The sequence below is a fragment of the Janthinobacterium sp. P210005 genome (assembly GCF_036231865.1).
Lineage (GTDB): Bacteria > Pseudomonadota > Gammaproteobacteria > Burkholderiales > Burkholderiaceae_D > Janthinobacterium > Janthinobacterium kumbetense.
In genome coordinates this window covers 875221-895339 of record NZ_JAZARC010000001.1, presented here as the reverse complement: position 1 = coordinate 895339, position 20119 = coordinate 875221, and the positions used below count along the sequence as shown (strand labels likewise).

Sequence of the window (20119 nt, the reverse complement as noted above, 5' to 3'; positions counted from 1 at the left end):
CCCGCCAGTCCCCCCATCGTCTACACTCGCCGCATGAAAAATTTTGAAAAGCGGCGTGACCGCTACGATTTGTTCAGGGCATTCGACAATCCCCTCGTCAACATCAACTTCCAGCTCGACGTGCCGGACTTCCGGCCCTGGTGCAAGGAACGAAAAATCCCCGTGTTTCACTTTTTCCTGTTTTGCCTGCTCAATACGGTCAGGGATATCGATCAGTTCATGTACCGCATCTACCAGGGCGAAGTGATCAGGATCGACGATTTTCCCGCTTCCTATACCGTCATCAACGGCGACGATAACCTCAATTACACGCGTTTCGCGATGACGGACCAGCTCGACCTGTTCATCGAACGCAGCCTGGCAGCCAAGCGCTTCGCGGAAGCCAGTTCTGCGCTGATCAATACGGGCGAGGGGGAAACCGAGCGCGAGCAGCGCAACAATATCTTCATCACCTGCCTGCCGTGGCTGGAGCTGGCGGCCATCGAACACCCGATACACCGCCACCGCGACGCCGACATCCCGACCTTTACCTGGGGCAAGTTTGGCCCCGCGCAAGAGGATGGCCGCATGCGGGTGCCGTTTTCCGCCCAAGCCCACCATGGCTTTGTCGATGGCTACCATGTGCAGAAACTGGCGCAGGCATTGTCGCAGCGCATCGCCGCCACCATTGCCTAGGCCAGATAGTCGCTGGGCGCCTGGCCCAGCACGCGGCGGAAGGCGGCCGTGAAGGCGCTGGGGCTGGCATAGCCGAGGTCGAGCGCGACACGGGTGACGGCTTGCCCATCCGCCAGCCGCGTGATGGCCGCCAGCAGGCACGCTTGCTGGCGCCATTGGGCAAAGGCCAGCCCCGTCTGGGCGCGGAATTGCCGCGTAAAGGTGCGCCGGCTCATGCCGGCCTGCGCCGCCATCGCATCCAGGCTGCTGTCCAGGCTCGGCTGCCGCAGCAAGTCCAGGCACAGGCGTGCCAGCCGGGGTTCCTGCGGCAGCGGGGCGCTCAGGGGCAGGGGCTTGGCGGCGGCAATTTCGTCGAGCAGCAAGGCCATCAGTCGTCCGCCGCGCGATGCTTCCGCATACAAGGCATCCACGGTCACGGCCTCGGCCAGCAACTGGCGCAGCAGCGGCGAGGCGTCCAGCACCTGGCAATGGGGCGGCAAGCCCATCCCGGCGATGGCGGGTGCGTCGATAAACACATTGTGCATGGTCACGGCGCCATGCATGCGCATGCCGTGGGAGAGCCGGGCCGGCACCCAGCAAGCCCGCTGCGGCGGCACCAGCCAGTTGCCTTGCGGCGTGTGCACGCTGATGACTCCGCGCGCCGCATAGGCGAATTGCCCGCGCGCATGGCTATGGCTGGGAAAGACGGCATCGGTGGCATGGTCGCGCGCCGTGGCGATCAAAGGGCGGGGCACTTCCGTATAAAAATCATCCATGGCCCATACTCTACAGCATTTGACCTGCCATCGAAGGCGGGCCGCTTGCCTCCCGCTTACCATCACACTCTTTTCAGGAGTGAACATGCACAATACCTATCATCGCGTGGGCCATGGCCCGCACGCCGTCATCGTCCTGCACGGCTGGTTTGGCGACGCCCACGCTTTTTCTCCGATGGAAGCAGGTCTCGACGGCGGCGCGTTCAGCTATGTCTTCATGGACAATCGCGGCTATGGCGGCATGCGTGACGCGGCGGGTGAATATTCGATGGAAGAGGTCGCCCGCGATGCGCTGGCCTTGGCCGATGCGCTCGGTTTTGCCACCTTCAGCGTCGTGGGCCACTCGATGGGCGGCATGGCGCTGGAACGGCTGGCCATGATGGCGCCCTTGCGCTTGCGCAAACTGGTGGCCGTGGCGCCCGTGCCCAGTTGCGGCGTGGCGTTCGACGGGGCGGCGCGGCAATTGTTTCTCGACGCCAGTGGCAATGTGCAGGCGCGGCGCGCCATCATCGACCGCAGCACGGGAGGACGCTTGCCTGCCGCCTGGCTGGACTGGAAGGCGCAATATTCGTGGGAGAGTGCGGATCAGGCCGCGTTTGCACGCTACTTCCTCGCGTGGAGCGGGACGGATTTCAGTGAAGAAATCAAGGCGGCGCGCGTGGCACTGCCGTTGCTGGCGCTGGTGGGGGAGCATGACCCCCGTTTTGACGCGGCCCTGATGCGCCGCACGTATCTGGCGTGGTACCCGCAAGCCCGGCTCGAGGTGCTGGGCAATGCGGGACACTATCCGATGAATGAAACGCCGCTGGCCCTGGCGGCCAGCATTGAGGCGTTCTTGGCGGAAAAAGACTAGTTACGCGGCCTTGCTGCGCAGGCGCAGCAGGCTCAGGCCCAGCAAGACGAAGGCGCCGCCGCAGATGCGGTTGAACAGCTTGGCGCGGCCCGGCGTGGCCAGCTGGGTTTTCAGCAGGCGGGCCAGGTTGGCGTAGAACAAGTGGGCCAGCATGGCGCAGGCGACAAACGAGGTCGTCAGCACGGTGAACTGGATAGCCACCGGTTCGCCCGGCGTGATGAATTGCGGAAACAATGCCGAGAAGAACAGGATGGCTTTCGGATTCGTCAGCGCCACCGTCAAGCCCTGGCGGAACAGTTTCCAGAACGTGTTGGGATTCGTCGCGCCGGGTGCCACGGGCGCATCGGCCACGACGCTGGTCTTGCTGCGCCATTGCTTGATGCCCAGGAACACCAGGTACAGGGCGCCAGCCAGTTTCAGCAGCATGAAGGCTGTGGCCGAGGTGGCCAGCACGACGCCCATGCCGGCCATGGCCACGCCGGAAATGATGAACAAGCCGAAACCGTTGCCCATGCTGCTGATCATGGCGCGGCGCGGTCCGACGGCAATGGCGTTCGAGATGGCCAGCAAGACGGCCGGACCGGGAGAAAACGTGACGAGCAGGGCGACGCTGCAGAAAAGCAGCCAGTTCGAGAGATGCATGGGTGTTCCTGGGTGGGGCCGGAGCCGGATTGAGAGTCAAAACACGCTTATTGTACGAAGTTTTCGACTCCCGTGTCGGCTACCCCGGCCCGACACGGGCGAGTGTCATGCAAACAGGCTGGCGACCACATGGTTGATGGCGGCGCCACCGGCGATCAGCCAGCAGAACAGCAGGCCGGCCAGCAGCAGGGGCTTGATGCCGGCGCGGCGGATGGCCGACATGTGCGTCGTCAAGCCCAGGGCCGCCATGGCCATGGCGAGCAAGGCCGTATCGATGTCGGTGATGGTGGCTACCATGCTTGCTGGCAGCAGGCCCAGCGAATTGAAGGCGACCACGCCGATGAAGATGAAGGCGAACCAAGGGATGGCCAGCTTGGCCGCCTTGTCGTGGCCGCCGTTGCCACTCCTGGCCTTGCTGCGCGCCAAGACCGCCGACAGGATGACGAGGAATGGCGCCAGCATCATCACGCGCACCATCTTGGCGATCACGGCCGCATTCGCCGCCTCTTGCCCGATCGACTTGCCGGCCGCCACCACTTGCGCCACCTCATGCACGGTCGAACCGATGTACACGCCGAACGCGGTGGGCGTGGCGCCCAGCACCTGCCAGCCCAGGTTCCACCGGTACAGCAAGGGATACAGGAAGATGGCGATGGTGCCGAACACGACAACGGTGGAGACAGCCACGGTGACATCCTCGCTGCGCCCCTTGACGACGGGCTCGGTTGCCATCACGGCCGCCGCGCCGCAGATGGAGCTGCCCGCGCCGATCAAGATGGCGCTGTTGCGTTCCAGTTTGAACACCTTGGTGCCGAGGAACATGGCCAGGCCAAACGTGGACGCCAGCACCAGCGCGTCGATGGCGATGCCGGCCAGGCCCACCTGGCCGATATCCTGGAAGGTCAGGCGGAAGCCGTAGAGGATGATGCCGAGTCGCAATAATGTCTGCTTGGAAAAGGCCACGCCCGCGCCGCAGGTGGGCGCCAGGCGGCCATACACGCTGTTGCCCAGCACGATGCCGAGCATGATGGCCAGGGTGAGCGCGCTCATGCCGTGGCTTTGCATCCATTCCAGCTTGCCCAGCGCAATGGCGCCATAGGCGATCACGCCGCTGAGCAGCAGGCCCGGCAGCAGGCGGCCGTAGCGGTCGCTGAAACTTGTTGTATTGGTGCTTGAGAGGGAAGACATGCCGTACTCCATGTTTTTATGCGTATGGCATGACTGTACAGTTCGTCGATTAAATGGTAAAACGGATTGTTTTTGTATGTTTAACCGATAAAGTAGGTAGATGAGATGGCGTTGACCTTGCGGCAACTACAGATTTTCCTGGCCGTGGCGGACACGGGCAGCACCAGCGCGGCGGCTGAACACATTGCGCTGTCGCAATCGGCCACCAGCGCGGCCCTGAATGAACTGGAAGCGCTGCTGGGCGCGCAACTGTTCGACCGGGTGGGCAAGCGTTTGCTGCTCAACGACAATGGCCGCCTGCTGTTGCCGCAGGCGCGGCAGATGCGCGACGGGGCCGCCGGCATCGAGCGCCAGTTCGCGGGCGCCGACCCGTCCGTGCCCGTCAGCCTGCAAATCGGCGCCAGCACGACCATCGGCATTTATCTGCTGCCGCAGATCCTGGCGCAGGCGGCGCAGCAGTACGGCCGCAGCATTCCCCAGGTGACCATTGCCAACACGGCCGACATCGCGGCGGCCGTGGCGGAATTCCGTGTCGATATCGGCCTGATCGAAGGGCCGTGCCACGAAGCGGGCTTGCTGGTAGAGCCGTGGCTGACGGACCAGATGCTGATCGTGGCCGCGCCCACGCATCCGCTGGCGCAACTGCGCCATCTGCTCAGTTTTACGGAGCTGAACCAGGCGGGCTGGCTGCTGCGCGAAGCGGGTTCGGGCACGCGCGAAGCCGTGGAGCAGGCGCTGGTGCCGTATCTGCACTATCTGCGCGCCGCAGGCGAGTTCAGCAACTCGGAAGCGATCAAGTATGGCGCAGCGGCCGGGCTGGGCATCGCCTGCCTGTCGCGGGTGGTGGTGGCCGATTTGCTGGCCAGCGGGCAATTGGTGGAACTGGAAACCATGCTGCCGCCATTGGAGCGCAACTTTTACCTGATTCGTCAGTCCAAAAAGATCCTTTCGCCCCGTTTGACGGGTTTCCTGGAATTGTGCCGCCACGCGTCGCGCATGGCGGGCTAGCGCGCTCAAACAGCTTGACTGTTTTTCATATGAGGGATAAATTCCCATATATGGAAAATTCAGCACTCACAGAGAACGATACGGAACAGCGGCTGGCGGCCCGTTTAAAACAGTTGCGCGTGGAGCGGGGCTGGTCGCTGGACCAGCTGGCCAGTGCCAGCCAGGTCAGCCGCGCAACTTTATCGCGCCTGGAAAATGGCGAAGTCAGCCCGACCACGAACGTGCTGGGCAAGCTGTGCGCCGCGTATGGCTTGGCCATGTCGCGCCTGCTGCGCATGGTGGAAGACGATTTTCCGCCCCTGTTGCGGCGGGCCCAGCAAAGCGTGTGGACGGACCCGGACACCGGTTTTATCCGCCGCTCCGTCTCGCCCCCGGCGCGGGCGCTGGCCGGCGAAGCGCTCGAATGCGAGCTGGGCGCTGGCGTGACGATCACCTATGCCGCCTCGCCCCGGCCCGGCATGGAACATCATCTGTTGCTGCAGGAAGGTAAGCTGAACGTGACCGTCGACGGCCGCTCGCACGACTTGCTGGCCGGCGACTGCCTGCGCTACCAGCTGCACGGCGCCAGCGCCTTCATGACGCCGCCGGACAGCGGCGCCCGCTATTTTCTCTTTCTTGTCTGAGGTCGCCATGCCCGCATCGCTGCGCCATTTTTCATCCGCCGACATTCTCGAACGCTTGCCGGAGCTGGGTACGCTGCTGCAGGCATGCGTGCACGACGGTGCCAGCATCGGTTTCATCTTGCCGTTCGACACGGCGGCCAGCCAGGCGTTCTGGATGGATAACGTCTTGCCGGCCGTCACGCGCGGCGTGCGCCTGCTGCTGGTGGCCGAAGTCGATGGCCGTGTGGCCGGTGCCGTGCAGCTGGACTGGGATACCAATCCCAACCAGGCGCACCGGGCCGAAGTGCGCAAGCTGCTGGTCGCGCCCGCTTTTCGCCGGCGCGGCCTCGCGCGCCAGCTGATGCAGGCACTGGAAGAGCAGGCGCGCCTCTTGCCGCGCAGCCTGCTGACCCTGGACACGCGCAGCAGCGACCATGCCGAACCGCTGTATTTGTCGCTCGGCTACATGGTGGCGGGCAGCATCCCCGGCTATGCGCTGGCGCCGGCCGGCGACCGGCTGGACGCCACCACGATCATGTACAAGCAGCTATAGCGATTTTGTCGCGGCGCGGCGATGAGCTGGGGAACTCAGGCTTTCAGCCGCGCTCTAAGGCTTGCGGCAGTGCGGTTTGCCGGCGCGGTGACGGCGTGCGTGGTCTGCGCGGCTACCAGGCTGATGCCGTGCCCGACTTGGGCTGACACTTGATCACGGCTCAGTTTGAAGATGCCAACCGTGCCTGACAGCAGCGTGGCGCGCTGCTGCATGCTGGCTGCCGCGGACGATGCCTGTTCCACCAGGGCCGCGTTTTGTTGCGTTACCTGTTCCATTTGCACGATGGCGGCATTGACTTGTTCGATGCCGGACAATTGCTCGCCGCTGGCCATGCTGATTTCGCCCATGATGTCCGTTACGCGGTGCACGCTGGCCACGATTTCGCGCATGGTGGCGCCGGCCGTGTCGACCAGGCGCGCGCCTGCGTCGACCCGCTCGACGGAGTCGCCGATCAGCTGTTTGATTTCCCTGGCCGCGCCGGCCGAGCGTTGCGCCAGGGTACGTACTTCAGCGGCCACGACGGCAAAACCGCGCCCTTGCTCTCCGGCCCGCGCCGCTTCCACGGCCGCGTTCAAGGCCAGGATATTCGTCTGGAAGGCGATGGCGTCGATGACGCCGATGATGTCAACGATCTTTTTCGATGAAGCGTTGATCGAGCTCATGGTATCGACCACTTGTGCCACCACCGCGCCTCCTTTGCCTGCCACTGCGGCGGCCGATTGCGCCAGCTGATTGGCTTGCCGTGCGTTATCGGCATTTTGCTTGACGGTGCCCGTCAGCTCGTCCATCGAGGCGGCCGTGCGTTCCAGCGAACTGGCTTGCGCCTGCGTGCGCTGCGACAAGTCCAGGTTGCCGGCGGCGATTTCGCCCGAGGCGCCCGCGATGTCGTGCGTGCCGCCGCGCACCTCGCCCACAATCGTGATCAAGCTGGCATTCATGTCTTTCAGGGCTTGCAGCAGTTGCCCCACTTCATCGCGGGAATCGACGCGGATATGTTCGCTCAAGTCGCCGCCAGCCACCTTGCGCGCCACTTTGACGGCATGCCGCAAGGGCCGCACGATGCCGCTGCTGATGATCCAGGCCGTCGCCAGGCTCAACACGCCGCCGACCAGGCCCAGCGCAATGATCAGCACGCTGGTATCGTGCGCGCGGGCCATGGCCGCCTCGGCCGCCGTGCGCATCTGCGCCGATTGCGTGGCGATCTGCTGGTCGAGTTCGCGCAGGGCGGGCTGTTCCTGCGTACTGTTGCGCGTGGCCTGCAATTGCGCGATGCGCGCATAGCGCTGGTTCACGCTGCTATCGATTTCCCCGCTCACGGTCGACAACTGCCACGTGCTGATGACCACCACCACGGCCAGTAAAAGCGAAGTGAGCAAAAAGCCTGTGGTCAGGCGCACACCGATACGTATGTTTGAAATATTCATGTCCCCTCAGCTGTTGTCCCATGGTGGCCGTCTCCCATGCCTGCGGCATGGCGTGGCGCTTGTCCCCTGAAGTTGCTGGGGTGAAATGAGTGTAGCAGTGCGGTACTAAGTAATCTATAAATATTTCCATATTGGAATTAGTCACTGCCTGTTTAGCAACAGCGGCATGATTTGTTGCCAGATAAAATCACTCGCCGTATTACAGACGCGTCCTACCTCGATACCAGGTATCGTCCGACTGGCGCATGCCGGTGCAGCGCCTACACTGTTCTTTGCACAGACCCGACGGCGGGTCTTTCTTCTTATTCACAGGAGGCTGACATGGCGAATATCCAGGCAGGATCGGACGGTGCGGCAAATGAGGAAATGTCGGCCAAGCGCCTGAACGTGGTCGACTGGATCTCGATGATCCTGCTGATCGTGGGCGGTTTGAACTGGGCGCTGGTGGGCTTGTTCGATATCGATATCGTGGCCCGCATCCTGGGCGCCATGTCGACGGCGTCGCGCGGCGTGTACGTGCTGGTAGGGCTGGCGGCGCTGTATTCCATCTATCTGTGCGTGCGCAAGCTGCCGGCCAAGCCCTAGAGTCGTCTGCGCGACCATGAGGCGGCGCACAAGAAGCGTAAGGGCGTGCTGCAAGCGCCGGGAATTGGATCTGGCGTCACGGGCCTGATGCCGCCTTGTGCGCGTGCATGTGCCTGCATGCGTGCAGGCTGGCACTCGGCCAGTTTGGACACTGACGTCGTTGCATATACGTTTATTGCATGCGCTTACTGCGTGCGCAGATAGGCCAGCAGATCGGCCACTTGCTGGGCGTTGCCGATGCCCCAGAAGCGCATGTTGTTGCCAGGAATGAAGTCGCTCGGTGCTTTCAGGAAGCCGGCCAGGTTTTGCTCGGTCCAGACGATATTCACGTTTTTCATGGCCGCCGAGTATTTATAGTCGGTAGTGGCACCGGCCTTGCGGCCGATCACGCCCGTCAGCTTGGGGCCGAAGCCGCCGCGCGCCGATGGCCCCACCTGATGGCAAGAGGCGCACTTGCGAAAGGCCGCCTTGCCCGCTTCGGCATTGCCCGTGAGGGCGGCAGGAGCGGCCGCCTGTGCGGCGGCGACTGGCGCCAGCAGCAAGGCTGCGGCGGCGAGAGGGGAAAACCAGTGAAAAAGAAATGGGTATGTCATCGGTGAGGCGGAAGTGCACGATATGGCAAGCAATGACGTATTTTACAGGCGGGCATCAAAACCTGTCCGTCAGCGGCGCAGCGATGCCCGGCGGCGCAGGAATGGCTGCGGGAATGGCGGCAGGAAGGGAAGCGCGCAGGAATCGATACGGGATGGCCTGAAGGCCGCTAGCGCTTGCCGCCCTGTGCGCCCAGCGCCGCCATGGCCGACGCGAACACGATGCAGGCGATGGCCAGCCATTGGGTCAGGCTCAGCAGTTCTCCCAGCACGGCCATGGCGGCCAGTGCGCTGACGGCGGGCGCCGCGCTGCTGAACATGCCGAACACGCCTTGCGGCAAGCGGCGCAAGGCAAAGATTTCCAGAGAGTACGGCAGGGCGCTGGACAGCATGGCAATGGCCAGGCCCATCAAGGCAATCGACGGCGCCAGCAGGGCCTTGCCCGAGTAGGTGATGCCGATGGGCACCGTTACCATGGCCGCCACCGTCATGCCCCAGGCCACGGCTTGGCCACCCTGCAAGGTCGAGGCGCGCTTGCCGAAGATGATATACAGCGCCCAGCACAGGGCTGCCCCCAGCGCATACGCCACGCCGACAGGGTCCAGGCTGCCTGGGCTGCCTTGCAGCGGTAACAGTAAATACAAGCCGAACACGGCACACGCGACGGCCAGCAAATCGCGCGGCCGGCGCGACGACAGCATGGCCACGGCCAGCGGCCCCGTCACCTCGATGGCGACCGCGATGCCGATCGGTATCAGCGCAAACGCCCGGTAAATGAGCAAGTTCATCAACCCCAGTACGGAACCATAGACCAGCAAGTTCAGCACATCCTTGCGCGTCAGCCGGTAGCGCCAGGGCCGAAAGATGGCCAGCAGTATCAGCGCCGAAAACCCCACCCGGTACGCCGTGATCCCTTCCACGCCAATGACGGGAAACAGATTCTTCGCAATCGCCGCCCCCAGATTGACGGAAATCTGCCCTCCCAGGACGGCTAGGGACGGGAGCAAGATGCTGTCTGGGAGGGAGGAGGTCGAGGCGGGGGAGGTCATGGGACGGTATTTTAATATGCCTGAGGCTGGCAGTCGCTGGCAGATTGGTAAGCCGAGGAGATTTAACGAGGTAGTTGCTGACATGACTGGTGCATCGCGGCTTCTTTTTCGATATCATGTTGCAAAATACGCTACAGTTGCGGAATTGTTTACGAATGGTCAGAAGTCGCCGCTCCTAATCGAACAGCCTTTACCATTAGCACGTTAAAGATTGATACTAATGCTAATCGGCATTTTGACTAAAAGAGTCGGTAATCAGCCAGAAGCAGCCATTCGCGTTGACGTGACAATGCGTGACTTTTCTCGCGGGGTGATTCGTTATGCTCATTTGCCGATGGCAGCGAGAAGCCCTGATCGTTTAGGGCATTTTCTGAAAATTGAAAAATGAGATTAAATCTACTTTCGGACATTAATTGGGAATCTAAGATAGACCATGCTTTTAAGGTGGTGGACACAACATCTTTGGCTGATGTGTATTATGGAAAAGGATTGTCTGCGCTAGTGGTAGTGCTGAATTGCCGGGATCCGGAACTTGGCCATAGGCAGCGAATACGACTCACCAAGGCAACTAATACCTTATACATTGATGTTATGTTGGATCTGCAGTTTTTTGTTCAAGCAACGCATGTCGAGCGTCGGAAAGCACTTTACGAGGATGTCACTGGCCAAGTTCGAAAAGTGCTAGAAAAAAGGCGACTGAAGGACTTTGAACTTGAGCGTTTTCTTGCGGACATGGATGCCTTGTTAAATAGCCAGTTAAACGGCGAAACCTCCACCCGATTCGACGCCCTTTGCCTGGAACGTGCATCTGGATTTTAACTGAGTACTATTACGGTTGACGAGTGCAGTGTACTTCTGCATACGGCCACAAGCAGACAGCCAGTACCTTACTTCAACCTCATCAGATTTGTAATGACCTCAACGTTCATATTCTCACCGGATTCATTTTGGCTACGTATTCCGGCACAAGTAGAAACTATTTCGATAAAGCCGTTTGTCACGACCTTCGGAGAGACTGACGAATTGCTTTGCTATGTGGGCGAGACTTTGCTTGGCAAGATTGTGAAGCCTGGCGACGGTGAGGGAAAAATGATTGCTCTACTGCCTACACTTGACCGTAAGCGTGCATATCTTTGGCCAAGCCCAGATATGTTTTTGCAAGCGTTGTTGCATGTTCTGCGCTGCGAATCCAACGCTGTCTTGTCTTGTGAGCGTGATACCGACCAGGACAAGGTGTTGCCGCTGAGCGAGTATCATGACGTCGCCGCTGTCCTGACTCAGGTGGTTAAATTTAGCAAAGATGGGGCGGGAACGTGTCCAACATTTCTGTATCAGAAACGGTGATGCCGATTCCGGCCAAATCCAGACGTTCACAAGCGACTCGAACTTGCAAAAACTTTAAAATAAAATATGATTGCAATATCTTAATATGCAAATTATCTCTCTGATCATCTGGCTTGGCTTATTATTCACTTCTGCAAAAATAGTGAATTATTTTGCTAAACGTCCCATGTTAAATCCTTGGGTTTGGCTTGCCGCGAGTTATGCCTTGTTTTATATCCTAGGCTTATTCTTTGGGTTGGCGCGACACGCGCCAAATCTTGCGTATACTTCTGGCTACTTTCTTCCGATTACTTTTTTAGCAGTCGTTATTGGAATTTGGCGTGCGCCCAAGTGGCGTGCTGCGCAATTGGCGCTTCCAAGGAATGAGGCGGTGGAGAAAGATGAATGACGGAAAAGAAAATTCATGATTTCGTGAAATTCTGTCCTGAAGATTTATGCTGAGTTCGGCCAAAAGCAGAAAAACAAGGAATTTGTTTCACCTGCCAACAGCGGCAATCGGCCATTTGCAGGCGAAGATAAAGCGCGAATTTACATCATATGAACGAGCATATAAAATCTGAAGTTCACATAACACTAAATGCTGACGAAGCCCTTGTGTTATTTGAGTTTTTGAGGCGCTACTCTGATTCAGGTCAATTGAACATAATAGACCAAGCAGAACAAAGGGCACTTTGGAATTTGTGCTGCATTTTTGAGAAGAAATCAGTAGCTCCATTTAATATGGAATATGGTCAAGCTCTGTTAGAAGCTCGGGCGCAATTGCGTGACGAGGAATAATTTCGAACTTCCTCTTTGGGGCGGAACCTGCCAACGACAGCAGCCAGCCATAAGCCGCCGTTTAATCCGGTCCCGTACACTTAGCAACTACTTGAATTCGCCCTCACCATGCCTTTTTTTCGTGCCTTCGCCATCTGCCTGCTCGCCATTTTGCTCCATCCAATGAATACCTCTGCGAGCGAAGAAAGCTATCGCATTCAAACTCAGTTGGGTGCTATCGAGGGCTGGCGAGTAGCTCCTGAAGCCATACTGCGTTACTGTAACCGTATAGACCCAGCTAACGACGGCACACGGCGCGTCCGATATGAGGTTTGGATAGACGACAACCGCGAACTGATCGCTGGCATTGATCGCCGGTTCTATGAACTCGTCCCGCTGTTTCCGTTGCCACACTCCGGTGCCGATCCTATCGCTTTTGTAAAGGCGCGGTTGATTATGGATATTCTTCGATCGACGTTTCTGGAGAAAACTCCGGATGAGCAATCTGCGTATTGCCAGAGCTACACTGATTCTCACTTCCCCTGGTTTGATAACAGTAGATTGGAACGCGTCCATGCAGCGATCGCGATCTTAGACGAATGGAGCAAGGAACACGACCGAACGCACTGAACTGCAACCCCAAATCGCTTACTTTGATACCAATTATGATTGCTACGTTCACAGAGCGATAAGGCTATTTAGCGGGGGGCGCTTCGGGGCGGAAGCGGATATTACAAGTTTTACCTGTTTTACAGAGTAAACGCCCCTTTCTTGCATTCATTGGCATTATTAAAGGTGGTAAAGTTTAATGTCATTGCTGTGCGTATTGATAATAGTTAAATTAATATGGTGAAGACACGGCAATCCTGCATTTCTTGCTGTTTATCGCACCGTCTATTTGCTTGTAACTCAGGAGAAGTATTGAATGACTGTTTTTAGTATCGGCAGCACCAATTTTGAAGTGGATGTAGCGAAATCAAGCATTAGTCTGGAAACGCATGGCAGCGGCATGCTGGAGCTGAATATCGATATCCATGGCGACGATGAGGTGTTTATGCGCTTGACCGAGCCGGAGGATGCGGAATGGTCGTGGGCGCTGTATCCGCCGGTTTTTTTCCTGCATGGCTTGTGCATACCGGAAGGGCAGGGAGGAGCGTTTGCGATCGGGATGCTGGATATGCATCCCGAGGCGGAGGAATCGGGTATCTATATGATGGAATATGGTGACGTGTCGGCCGTCAACATCATTGAATTGTCGGCGGATCGACTAGCCGTGTCGGGTAGGGTGGACTTGTGCGGCAAGCGCCTGCCATTTCATATCGATATGCCGCGCAGATAGTATCGGGGCCGGGCTCCTCGGGATTGGAATGCGCCCCATTGGTGCGCATTCCCCCGGCGGACCGGCCCCGCTCCAGTCTGATTAGTCCAGCTTCAACGCCTTCGCCACATCCCCCCACGCCACATACTTGAAGTTCTGCGGTCCATCGGGCAGGCGCTTGTAGCCGTCCTGGATTACCAGCATGCCTTGCGCGTACGCGCCGCCCAGGTTGGCGGAGGTGACGTCGAGGCCGTCCGTTTCCGAGGTGCCGTCGATGCCGGCGGGCAGGTTGAAGCCCACCTTGAAGCGGCCGCGCACTTTATATGGCGCTTGCGCGTCGAGCACCACGTAGCTGCTGTCGCCCTGGCTGGAAACGATCAGGTAGCCGGTGTTGGTCTTGGCGCCTGGCTGGCGGTAGATGGCCATGCCTTCCACGTCGGCCGTCAGGTGCGCGCCCACGGGCAAGACCATGGTGAGGGCGTCCGGTTTGGCGGCGTCGGCCGAGGTGGTCCAGATGCCGCGCGTTTCCTCGCCCAAGAAGAGGCGGGCGTTGACATCGTCGGCCACGCAGCCTTCCGGTTGGGTGGCGACCTTGAAGCTGCGCAAGAGGGTGGCGGTGAACTTGTTGCCGTTCAAGCCAATGCTGTATTGCTGGAAAGTGCCATCCTTGTCGTTGATGAACGCTTCCACGCCGCCGCTGGCTGGTTGGTACAGACACATGCCGTAGATGCTTTTCAATCCCGTAGGGAAGCGGCCCGCTTCCGCCACGTCGCCGCTGGCATTGATGGTGAACAACATCATGCTGTTATCGTCGCGCTGGGTGGCGACGGCCAGGTCGACCTTGCTGCTGCCCAACTGGATATTCTGCCGCACGTCGACGTTGTTCAGGCGGCCCACTTCCAGCAGCTGGGTCTGTTTGCCTTGCAGGTCGTAGACCAGTAAGCCTTGCTTCTTGTTGGTGCCGAGGATGCGTGCGTCGGCCGGATTGCTGGACAGCCAGATGGCCGGATCGTCGGCCGCGTCGCCCTGGCGCGCCATCGGCTCCGTCTGGGCTTGCGGGGCGATGATGGCCACGGCAGGCTGCGTTTCCGCTTTGCCAGCCCATTTCAAGGGCCGCGTTTGCCAACCATTCTTGCCGCGCAGCAGCAAGGAGTCCTTGTCCAGCGCCAGCTGGCTTTCACCCTTGCGCACGTTCAAGGCCACGGCTTGGGCTGGCTGCGCCGTCCATTGACTTCCCTGGCGGGAGAACAGATGCAGCTTGTCTGCCTTGCCGTCGAGCACGGCCACGCCGCCCGGCAGCACGGCCAGTGCACCGGCGCCACCGTCCAGCTGGCCATACGGCTTGCGCAGGGCGACTACTTCGCGCTTGCTCATGCCTTCGGACTCGGCGTCATACGCCCACACGCCCATGTTGGACTCGCTCACCAGCAGGCGCTGGGCGCCATCGTCGACCCGGCAATGCTTGGCGTGCGGCGGCAAGGCCAGTTTGCGCACCAGGCTGCGCTGTTCGCCCTGCATCACCCACTGTTCCGCTTGCCCATCCTTGCCGATCAAGAACAGATGGGCCAGCTGCTGGGCGTCGCGGTACAGGCACGACGCTTCCACGGAAAACGTCGGCACGGGAAACGGCGCCAGTTTGACCAGCTTGCCGGCCTGCACGTCGACGGAGACGGGCAGCGGGCGCTGCGTGTCCGCCTCAAGGAACACGGCCAGCACCTTGCCGCCATCGCTGCGCGTGTCGAGCTGCTTGGCGCGCACGGCGATGCGGTCCTGTTCCAGACCGGCTGCGTTGAACAGGCGCAAGCCGTGCTTGTCGAGTAGCAGCCAGCCGCCGCCGGGCAGGCGCGCCAGTTCCTCCGCTTCCTGCGTGAAGGAAGGCACAGCGTTGGCAGGCGCGGCTTGCGCCGTGCCCGCGAGGCAAAAGGCAGCCAGCAGGGCGCTGCAGAGTACGGTTTTTTTCATATTATTGGGAGTCATCATCAGAAGGCGCTGGCTTTCAGGCTCACCTTGAAAGTGCGGCCGTATTGTTCGTTTTGCACGTTGTATTGCTTCGTGCCCTGGTAAACATAGTATTTCTCGTTGTTCAAGTTGGCCGCCTCGAACATCAGCTGGAATTGCTTGTTGATCTGGTACGACAGCGAGAAATCGAGCTGCTTCTGGCCGGCGACGATATGGTCCTGGCTTTGGTCGAGGATGTCGTTGCCCATTTCCAGCAGGTAAGGCGACTTGTAGTTGAGGGCCAGGCGGGCGCTGACCGGGCCCGTTTCATAGCCCAGCATCAAGTTCATCACCTGGTTCGACTGGCCCGGCAGGCGGATGTCGCGGTTCAGCTGCTTGTTGCTGGCCTTGTCGAAGCGGCCGATTTGCGCGCTCGAGGTGCTCAGGGTGCCGTTCACGCCGACGAGAAACTTGTTGAATGGCGCCGGCAGCATGCGCAACGGCTGCATGTAGGCCAGTTCGATGCCTTTCACTTTGGCTGCGTCACCATTCGCATACGAGGTCGCCGTCGTGTAGCCGGCCCACTGTCCCGTGCCGGCCAGGTTCGTTGTGTACGTAAAATTCTTGATGTCCTTGTAGAAACCATACGCCGACATCACGCCGTCATTGCCCAGCACGCGCTCAATGCCGAGGTCCAGGTTGTTGGCCTTCAGCGGCTTCAAGTCCGGGTTGCCGATCACGGCTTCCGTGTTGCTGGCCAGGCTGATGCCGGGCGCCAGCTGGCTGAAGTTGGCGCGCACCACGGCTTGCGTCCAGGCGGCCCGCACGCTGGTATGTTGATCCAGGTCATAACGGGTTTGCAGGTTTGGCAGCCAATTGGTGTACGAGCGTTCGCGCGTCAAGGCCGTGGCGATGCCGGCGCTGTCCACTTGCGAGCCGGCCGCTTCGAAACTGGTGCGCTCGGCGCGCACGCCGCCCAGGATGTGCCAAGCGTCGAAGTCGTAGCTGTTCTGCACATACATGGCGTTGATGTCTTCATGCATGCGGTAGTCGTTGATGATGGACTCCGTGGCCAGGCGCGCCTTGGCGCGGTCCAGTCCCGCCACGCGGGCGCGGATGAGGGCCGGGTCCAGGGCCACGCCGATGTTGCCCAGGTCGTAGTCGAGCGTGTGGCCTTGCACGAAGTTGCTCATCGACGTGGAACCGGCGCCCCAGTAATTGCCGCTGGAAGCCTTGCTGCTGTTATAGGCCCATTGATCCGTGTCATTGGTTTTTTCGCGGCGGCTGACTTTCGCGCCGAATTTCAGGGTGGCGATGTCGAACTTGCGCGCCAGGTCGATGCGCGCGTGGTGTTCATTGTCCTTCGAGTAGCGTTTTTGCAGGGTGATGGCGTTGAGCGCATAGCTGGCCGGGTCGTACAGCGAGGCGGGGCCGCTCAATTTCGGTTCCTGCGTATCCGTGAAACTGATGCCGGCGAAATTGCTGGTGCCGCGGAAACGGCCGTCGTTCAGCGACTCCGGCGTGTCTTCCGTGGCGCGGCTCATGCCGCCTTTCACGTCCAGGGTCCAGTCGCCCGATTTCTGCTGCGTGCCCAGGACTAAGGAGCGCACTTGCTGCGTGTACTTGCGCTGGCGGATGCGGCGCTCGGCGCGTGCGCTGGCCGTGGCTCCTTCGGCCAGGCTGCCGCCCGCGATATTGCTGATGGTCAGGCGGTCGCGCACTTCATCGTCGGAAAATTCGCTGGCGAAGGAGCGCAGGAACCAGCTGTTGCCCGCTTCGGGACGGTAATCGAGGTTGACGGCCAGCGCGCCGCGCTTGCGCACGGGCAGGTAGTCGCGCAATTCCAGGCCCGACAACTTACCCTTGCTCCAGGCGCCGCCCGTTTCCACGTCGTCGGAGCCGAACGAGCGCTTTTCCGCGCTCAGGCCGGCGGCTACGCCCAGCTTGCCGTCGAGGAAGCGCTGGGCCCACAGGGCGCCGCCGCTGGGGCTGGTCTTGCCCGTCTTTTCGTCAATGCTGGCGCCCACGTTGGCCGACAGCAGCTTGCCCGGCAAGTCGAAGGCGGACAGCGATTTGACTTCGACGGTGGCGCCCAGCGAGTTGGCGTCCATTTCAGGCAGCAAGGTCTTCGAGACTTCCAGCGTGCGGATCAGGCCGGCAGGCAGGATGTCCAGCGCCACGGCGCGGCGGCCCGCTTCCGGCGACGGCACCAGCGCGCCGTTGATGGTGACGGCGTTCAAGTCCGGGCCCAGGCCGCGCACGGTGATGTAGCGGCCTTCGCCCTGGTCGCGCTGCACGGACACGCCCGGCAAGCGGGCCAGCGCCTCGGCCGCGTTTTTGTCCGGCAAGCCGCCGATATCGTCGCTGCTGATGACGCTGATGATGTTGTCCGCTTTCTCTTGTGCGGCGATGGCGTTGCGCAGGCTGGCGCGCTGGCCGCTGACGACCACGGTGGCGGCCGGCTGGCCATCCGCATCTTGCGCATGGCTTTGGCCGCTGAAGACGGCCATGATGCCGAGGGCCACGGCCGTCAGGCGCAGCGGGGAGGGGAACGATGTGTGCATGGTTTTCATGAAGAGCTCGGTTAGGGGAAGGAACCGGGCGGATTCTAGGCAGCAAATATGACGATTGCGTGACAGGCAAGGGCTTGCCACCTTGAAAACAACGGCCTGTGAGCGCTTTCCAGCTGGAAATGAATCATGGTGAGCTGAAATGACCTGCCAGCGCAGGGCGCACGGGATGCTGCTTGCCGGATTTGCATCGGCTGCGCTGTTAATGATGAGCCGTTTGCACCTGCCGCACGGGCGTGGGGCATGTCATCGTGCCGTCATGGGCGGGCGCTATCGTGGCGACAGCACCACTTTTAAAGGTTTCCCACATGCTGCCGTTGCACCGTAACAGCCTGATTGCCGCCGCGCTCGCGTTGCCCTTGTTCTTGTTCCTGTACGCCACACTGGGGCACCTTAAACCGTTTGCCATCTGGAAGTGGATGGATATCGTCTGCGAAGGCGGCACGGCCGTCATGGCGGGCATCTGGTTCCTGTTCACTCTCAGCAGTCGTCCCCGCGGGCTGGTGACGCGCCTGATTGCCGGCGGCCTGTGCGCCATCATGCTGGGCTCCTGGGCCGATTGCCTGGACGAATTCTTTGCCGTCGACAAGAGCGCCGTGTGGGATAACTGGCTGGAAGCCTTGATTCCGTTCGGCATGCTGGTGCTGACGATCGGCATGTATTACTGGCGCCAGGAACAGTTCCGCCTGAACGAGCACCTGCAAAAGCGCGAGCGCCTGTTCCGCGACCACCGCGCCTTCGACCGCATCACGCAGCTGGCCGACGCCAGCTACCTGCGCACGCAGATGCGCCTGGAACAGGAGCGCCGGCCCGGCCTCGATTGCGCGCTGGTCTTGCTCGACATCGACAGCTTTCACTTGATTAACCGCGAATACGGCCACCGCGAAGGCGACCGCGTGCTGCAAGCCGTGGGCCACATGCTGCTGTTGAACTTGCGCAATGACGACTTGCTGTGCCGCTATGCGGGCGACCGCTTCGCCGTGCTGATGCCGGGCGTGTCGCGCGAGGATGCGGCCGCGAAGGCGCGCCACCTGTGCGCGATGGTGGGGCAGATGCGCCACCACGCCAACGACAACCGCGAAATCCGCCTGAGCCTGCGGCATGCGTGCGCGCTCACCGATGGCGTGCCGGAAGTGGTGTTGGCCGAGCTGAGCCGGGCCGTGGAAACGCCCGGCCGCAGCGCCGGCCCCAGGGCCAGTTCCGCTGCGCCCGCCTGATGCCGCTGAACCAGCAAGGCGACCCCAGCATCGCGGCCCATCACCAGCCGGCGCTGGTGCTCGATTATGCGCGCAGCCGCGAACTGGCCGTGGCGCCGCTGCTCAAGGGCACGGGCCTCGATGGCGGCGCGCTGCCGTCCGCGGAAAGCCAGGTCAGCGCCGCGCAATACCTGCAATTGCTGGCCAACGTGGCGCGCGGCCTGGACAGTGCCGATACCAGCTTCATGCTGGGCCAGCAAATGCTGCCCGGCCATTACGGCGCGGCCAGCCACGCCTTGCTGCAGGCGCAGAATCTGCGCCAGGCGCTTGGCATCCTGTGCGAATTCCATACCTTGCTGTGTCCGCTGTTGCAGCCGCGCTTGCGCGAGGCGGGCGACATGCATGTGCTGTACTGGGTCGATGCATTCGGCGCGCCCAGCCAGCTGCCTTTTCTGGTGGAAATGCACATGACGGCGCTGGCGGCCATGTGCCGCTGGCTGGCGGGCGAAGCGCTGCCGTGGCGCTTTTGCTTCAACCGGGCGCGGCCCCGCCACGTCGAGCAGCACGAAGTGCACCTGGGCCAGGCGCTGCGCTTCGATTGCCAGGTCGACGCCATGCTCATCGATTCCAGCTGGCTGGATAAGCCCTGGCCGCGCGGCAATGCCACGGCGGCGGCGCTGGCCTTGCGTGCGGCGGCCGTGGCGCCCGTGCCGGCGGCGAGCCTGCTCGGTGCGCTGTACGACTATCTGCTGGCCAATATCCGCTGCGCGCCGACCCTGGAACGCACGGCGCAGGAGTTCGGCGTCAGTCCCGCCACCCTGAAACGCCACCTGGCGCGCCATGGCACGCATTTCCAGGCCGAGCTGGACCAGGTGCGCGCGCACAAGGCGATCTATCTGTTCCAGGCGCATGGCTACGACAACGATGCCGTGGCCGCCTATCTTGGCTTTCATGATGCCACCAACTTCCGCCGCTCGTTCAAGCGCTGGACGGGGCAAACGCCGCAGTTGCTGCGCCATGCTTTGACCCTTTTTGTGGCAGGTTGACCGCCGGCGTTGCGCGCCAGCGCCACG

The 20119-nt window shown here is 61.2% G+C and carries 22 protein-coding genes; 14 read left to right on the top strand and 8 right to left on the bottom strand.

Translation table 11 applies throughout. From position 1 onward, the window contains the following. The first annotated feature begins 33 nt into the window (after nt 1-33). Entirely contained in the window at nt 34-675 is a 642-nt protein-coding gene (locus tag VPH40_RS03915; RefSeq protein WP_328572719.1) for a CatA-like O-acetyltransferase, read from the top strand. Here the strand turns inward: VPH40_RS03915 and VPH40_RS03910 are convergent. Beyond that, nucleotides 672-1430, bottom strand: a complete 759-nt coding sequence (locus VPH40_RS03910) for an AraC family transcriptional regulator (protein ID WP_328572718.1) — start codon at nt 1428-1430, stop codon at nt 672-674. The genes VPH40_RS03915 and VPH40_RS03910 overlap by 4 nt on opposite strands. An 85-nt stretch (nt 1431-1515) precedes the next feature. Here VPH40_RS03910 and VPH40_RS03905 point away from each other — a divergent pair, with 85 nt between their 5' ends. Next, complete coding sequence (locus VPH40_RS03905; protein ID WP_328572717.1) at nt 1516-2283, top strand: alpha/beta fold hydrolase; 768 nt, start codon at nt 1516-1518, stop codon at nt 2281-2283. Here the strand turns inward: VPH40_RS03905 and VPH40_RS03900 are convergent, their stop codons facing one another. After that, on the bottom strand, nt 2284-2925 hold the full coding sequence (locus VPH40_RS03900) for a LysE family translocator (RefSeq protein ID WP_328572716.1): 642 nt from the start codon (nt 2923-2925) through the stop codon (nt 2284-2286). It lies immediately after the preceding gene. A 105-nt stretch (nt 2926-3030) separates the two neighbouring features. Beyond that, entirely contained in the window at nt 3031-4113 is a 1083-nt protein-coding gene (locus tag VPH40_RS03895) for a YeiH family protein (RefSeq protein WP_289907213.1), read from the bottom strand. Nucleotides 4114-4218: 105 nt separating this feature from the next. Here VPH40_RS03895 and VPH40_RS03890 point away from each other — a divergent pair, with 105 nt between their 5' ends. From VPH40_RS03890 to VPH40_RS03880, 3 genes are read left to right on the top strand one after another with little or no spacing between them, the layout of a single operon-like run. Further along, nucleotides 4219-5121, top strand: a complete 903-nt coding sequence (locus tag VPH40_RS03890; RefSeq protein ID WP_289910136.1) for a LysR family transcriptional regulator — start codon at nt 4219-4221, stop codon at nt 5119-5121. 50 nt (nt 5122-5171) lie between these two features. Then, complete coding sequence (locus tag VPH40_RS03885) at nt 5172-5744, top strand: helix-turn-helix domain-containing protein (protein ID WP_328572715.1); 573 nt, start codon at nt 5172-5174, stop codon at nt 5742-5744. Nucleotides 5745-5751: 7 nt separating this feature from the next. Next, a complete protein-coding gene (locus VPH40_RS03880; RefSeq protein ID WP_328572714.1) occupies nt 5752-6276 on the top strand; it encodes a GNAT family N-acetyltransferase in 525 nt (174 codons plus the stop codon). 35 nt (nt 6277-6311) lie between these two features. Here the strand turns inward: VPH40_RS03880 and VPH40_RS03875 are convergent, their stop codons facing one another. After that, nucleotides 6312-7700 (bottom strand): methyl-accepting chemotaxis protein, encoded by a 1389-nt coding sequence (locus VPH40_RS03875; RefSeq protein ID WP_328572713.1) that lies wholly within the window; start codon nt 7698-7700, stop codon nt 6312-6314. Between the two features lie 321 nt (nt 7701-8021). On the opposite strand from VPH40_RS03875, the gene VPH40_RS03870 reads away from it, so the two are divergent. Beyond that, nucleotides 8022-8285: a DUF378 domain-containing protein gene (locus VPH40_RS03870; protein ID WP_218965320.1), complete on the top strand. Its 264-nt coding sequence runs from the start codon at nt 8022-8024 to the stop codon at nt 8283-8285. 185 nt (nt 8286-8470) lie between these two features. On the opposite strand, the gene VPH40_RS03865 is transcribed toward VPH40_RS03870, so the two are convergent. After that, on the bottom strand, nt 8471-8878 hold the full coding sequence (locus tag VPH40_RS03865) for a c-type cytochrome (protein ID WP_180278783.1): 408 nt from the start codon (nt 8876-8878) through the stop codon (nt 8471-8473). 167 nt (nt 8879-9045) lie between these two features. Continuing rightward, nucleotides 9046-9924: an EamA family transporter gene (locus VPH40_RS03860; protein WP_328572712.1), complete on the bottom strand. Its 879-nt coding sequence runs from the start codon at nt 9922-9924 to the stop codon at nt 9046-9048. A gap of 220 nt (nt 9925-10144) precedes the next feature. Between VPH40_RS03860 and VPH40_RS03855 the strand changes: the two genes are divergently transcribed. From VPH40_RS03855 to VPH40_RS03830, 6 genes are all read left to right on the top strand, one after another. Then, on the top strand, nt 10145-10312 hold the full coding sequence (locus VPH40_RS03855) for a hypothetical protein (protein WP_328572711.1): 168 nt from the start codon (nt 10145-10147) through the stop codon (nt 10310-10312). Continuing rightward, nucleotides 10309-10743 (top strand): hypothetical protein, encoded by a 435-nt coding sequence (locus VPH40_RS03850; RefSeq protein WP_143451556.1) that lies wholly within the window; start codon nt 10309-10311, stop codon nt 10741-10743. The genes VPH40_RS03855 and VPH40_RS03850 overlap by 4 nt, the downstream gene beginning before the upstream one ends. 93 nt (nt 10744-10836) lie before the next feature. Then, a complete protein-coding gene (locus tag VPH40_RS03845) occupies nt 10837-11268 on the top strand; it encodes a hypothetical protein (RefSeq protein ID WP_328572710.1) in 432 nt (143 codons plus the stop codon). 85 nt (nt 11269-11353) lie between these two features. Continuing rightward, nucleotides 11354-11656 (top strand): hypothetical protein, encoded by a 303-nt coding sequence (locus VPH40_RS03840; protein ID WP_328572709.1) that lies wholly within the window; start codon nt 11354-11356, stop codon nt 11654-11656. 497 nt (nt 11657-12153) lie between these two features. Then, a complete protein-coding gene (locus VPH40_RS03835; RefSeq protein ID WP_143451558.1) occupies nt 12154-12654 on the top strand; it encodes a hypothetical protein in 501 nt (166 codons plus the stop codon). Nucleotides 12655-12949: 295 nt separating this feature from the next. Continuing rightward, the gene (locus VPH40_RS03830) at nt 12950-13363 is read left to right on the top strand and encodes a hypothetical protein (protein ID WP_328572708.1); all 414 of its coding nucleotides are present in this window, start codon (nt 12950-12952) and stop codon (nt 13361-13363) included. A gap of 81 nt (nt 13364-13444) precedes the next feature. On the opposite strand, the gene VPH40_RS03825 is transcribed toward VPH40_RS03830, so the two are convergent. Then, the gene (locus VPH40_RS03825; RefSeq protein WP_328572707.1) at nt 13445-15304 is read right to left on the bottom strand and encodes a phytase; all 1860 of its coding nucleotides are present in this window, start codon (nt 15302-15304) and stop codon (nt 13445-13447) included. A gap of 17 nt (nt 15305-15321) precedes the next feature. After that, nucleotides 15322-17853, bottom strand: coding sequence for a TonB-dependent receptor (locus tag VPH40_RS03820; RefSeq protein WP_328572706.1), 2532 nt, complete (start codon nt 17851-17853; stop codon nt 15322-15324). A gap of 305 nt (nt 17854-18158) precedes the next feature. Here VPH40_RS03820 and VPH40_RS03815 point away from each other — a divergent pair, with 305 nt between their 5' ends. After that, the gene (locus VPH40_RS03815; RefSeq protein ID WP_077404925.1) at nt 18159-19067 is read left to right on the top strand and encodes a GGDEF domain-containing protein; all 909 of its coding nucleotides are present in this window, start codon (nt 18159-18161) and stop codon (nt 19065-19067) included. After that, nucleotides 19067-20092 (top strand): AraC family transcriptional regulator, encoded by a 1026-nt coding sequence (locus VPH40_RS03810; protein ID WP_328572705.1) that lies wholly within the window; start codon nt 19067-19069, stop codon nt 20090-20092. The genes VPH40_RS03815 and VPH40_RS03810 overlap by 1 nt, the downstream gene beginning before the upstream one ends. The last annotated feature ends 27 nt before the right edge of the window (nt 20093-20119 follow it).

Coding starts and splice junctions, on each gene's coding strand:
- VPH40_RS03880 (WP_328572714.1), top strand. CDS start 5,752: ATGCCCGCATCGCTGCGCCATTTTTCATCCGCCGACATTCTCGAACGC.
- VPH40_RS03870 (WP_218965320.1), top strand. CDS start 8,022: ATGGCGAATATCCAGGCAGGATCGGACGGTGCGGCAAATGAGGAAATG.
- VPH40_RS03840 (WP_328572709.1), top strand. CDS start 11,354: ATGCAAATTATCTCTCTGATCATCTGGCTTGGCTTATTATTCACTTCT.
- VPH40_RS03910 (WP_328572718.1), bottom strand. CDS start 1,430: ATGGATGATTTTTATACGGAAGTGCCCCGCCCTTTGATCGCCACGGCG.
- VPH40_RS03900 (WP_328572716.1), bottom strand. CDS start 2,925: ATGCATCTCTCGAACTGGCTGCTTTTCTGCAGCGTCGCCCTGCTCGTC.
- VPH40_RS03860 (WP_328572712.1), bottom strand. CDS start 9,924: ATGACCTCCCCCGCCTCGACCTCCTCCCTCCCAGACAGCATCTTGCTC.
- VPH40_RS03890 (WP_289910136.1), top strand. CDS start 4,219: ATGGCGTTGACCTTGCGGCAACTACAGATTTTCCTGGCCGTGGCGGAC.
- VPH40_RS03830 (WP_328572708.1), top strand. CDS start 12,950: ATGACTGTTTTTAGTATCGGCAGCACCAATTTTGAAGTGGATGTAGCG.
- VPH40_RS03845 (WP_328572710.1), top strand. CDS start 10,837: ATGACCTCAACGTTCATATTCTCACCGGATTCATTTTGGCTACGTATT.
- VPH40_RS03825 (WP_328572707.1), bottom strand. CDS start 15,304: ATGAAAAAAACCGTACTCTGCAGCGCCCTGCTGGCTGCCTTTTGCCTC.
- VPH40_RS03850 (WP_143451556.1), top strand. CDS start 10,309: ATGAGATTAAATCTACTTTCGGACATTAATTGGGAATCTAAGATAGAC.
- VPH40_RS03835 (WP_143451558.1), top strand. CDS start 12,154: ATGCCTTTTTTTCGTGCCTTCGCCATCTGCCTGCTCGCCATTTTGCTC.
- VPH40_RS03875 (WP_328572713.1), bottom strand. CDS start 7,700: ATGAATATTTCAAACATACGTATCGGTGTGCGCCTGACCACAGGCTTT.
- VPH40_RS03905 (WP_328572717.1), top strand. CDS start 1,516: ATGCACAATACCTATCATCGCGTGGGCCATGGCCCGCACGCCGTCATC.
- VPH40_RS03895 (WP_289907213.1), bottom strand. CDS start 4,113: ATGTCTTCCCTCTCAAGCACCAATACAACAAGTTTCAGCGACCGCTAC.
- VPH40_RS03855 (WP_328572711.1), top strand. CDS start 10,145: ATGCTAATCGGCATTTTGACTAAAAGAGTCGGTAATCAGCCAGAAGCA.
- VPH40_RS03815 (WP_077404925.1), top strand. CDS start 18,159: ATGCTGCCGTTGCACCGTAACAGCCTGATTGCCGCCGCGCTCGCGTTG.
- VPH40_RS03885 (WP_328572715.1), top strand. CDS start 5,172: ATGGAAAATTCAGCACTCACAGAGAACGATACGGAACAGCGGCTGGCG.
- VPH40_RS03865 (WP_180278783.1), bottom strand. CDS start 8,878: ATGACATACCCATTTCTTTTTCACTGGTTTTCCCCTCTCGCCGCCGCA.
- VPH40_RS03810 (WP_328572705.1), top strand. CDS start 19,067: ATGCCGCTGAACCAGCAAGGCGACCCCAGCATCGCGGCCCATCACCAG.
- VPH40_RS03915 (WP_328572719.1), top strand. CDS start 34: ATGAAAAATTTTGAAAAGCGGCGTGACCGCTACGATTTGTTCAGGGCA.
- VPH40_RS03820 (WP_328572706.1), bottom strand. CDS start 17,853: ATGAAAACCATGCACACATCGTTCCCCTCCCCGCTGCGCCTGACGGCC.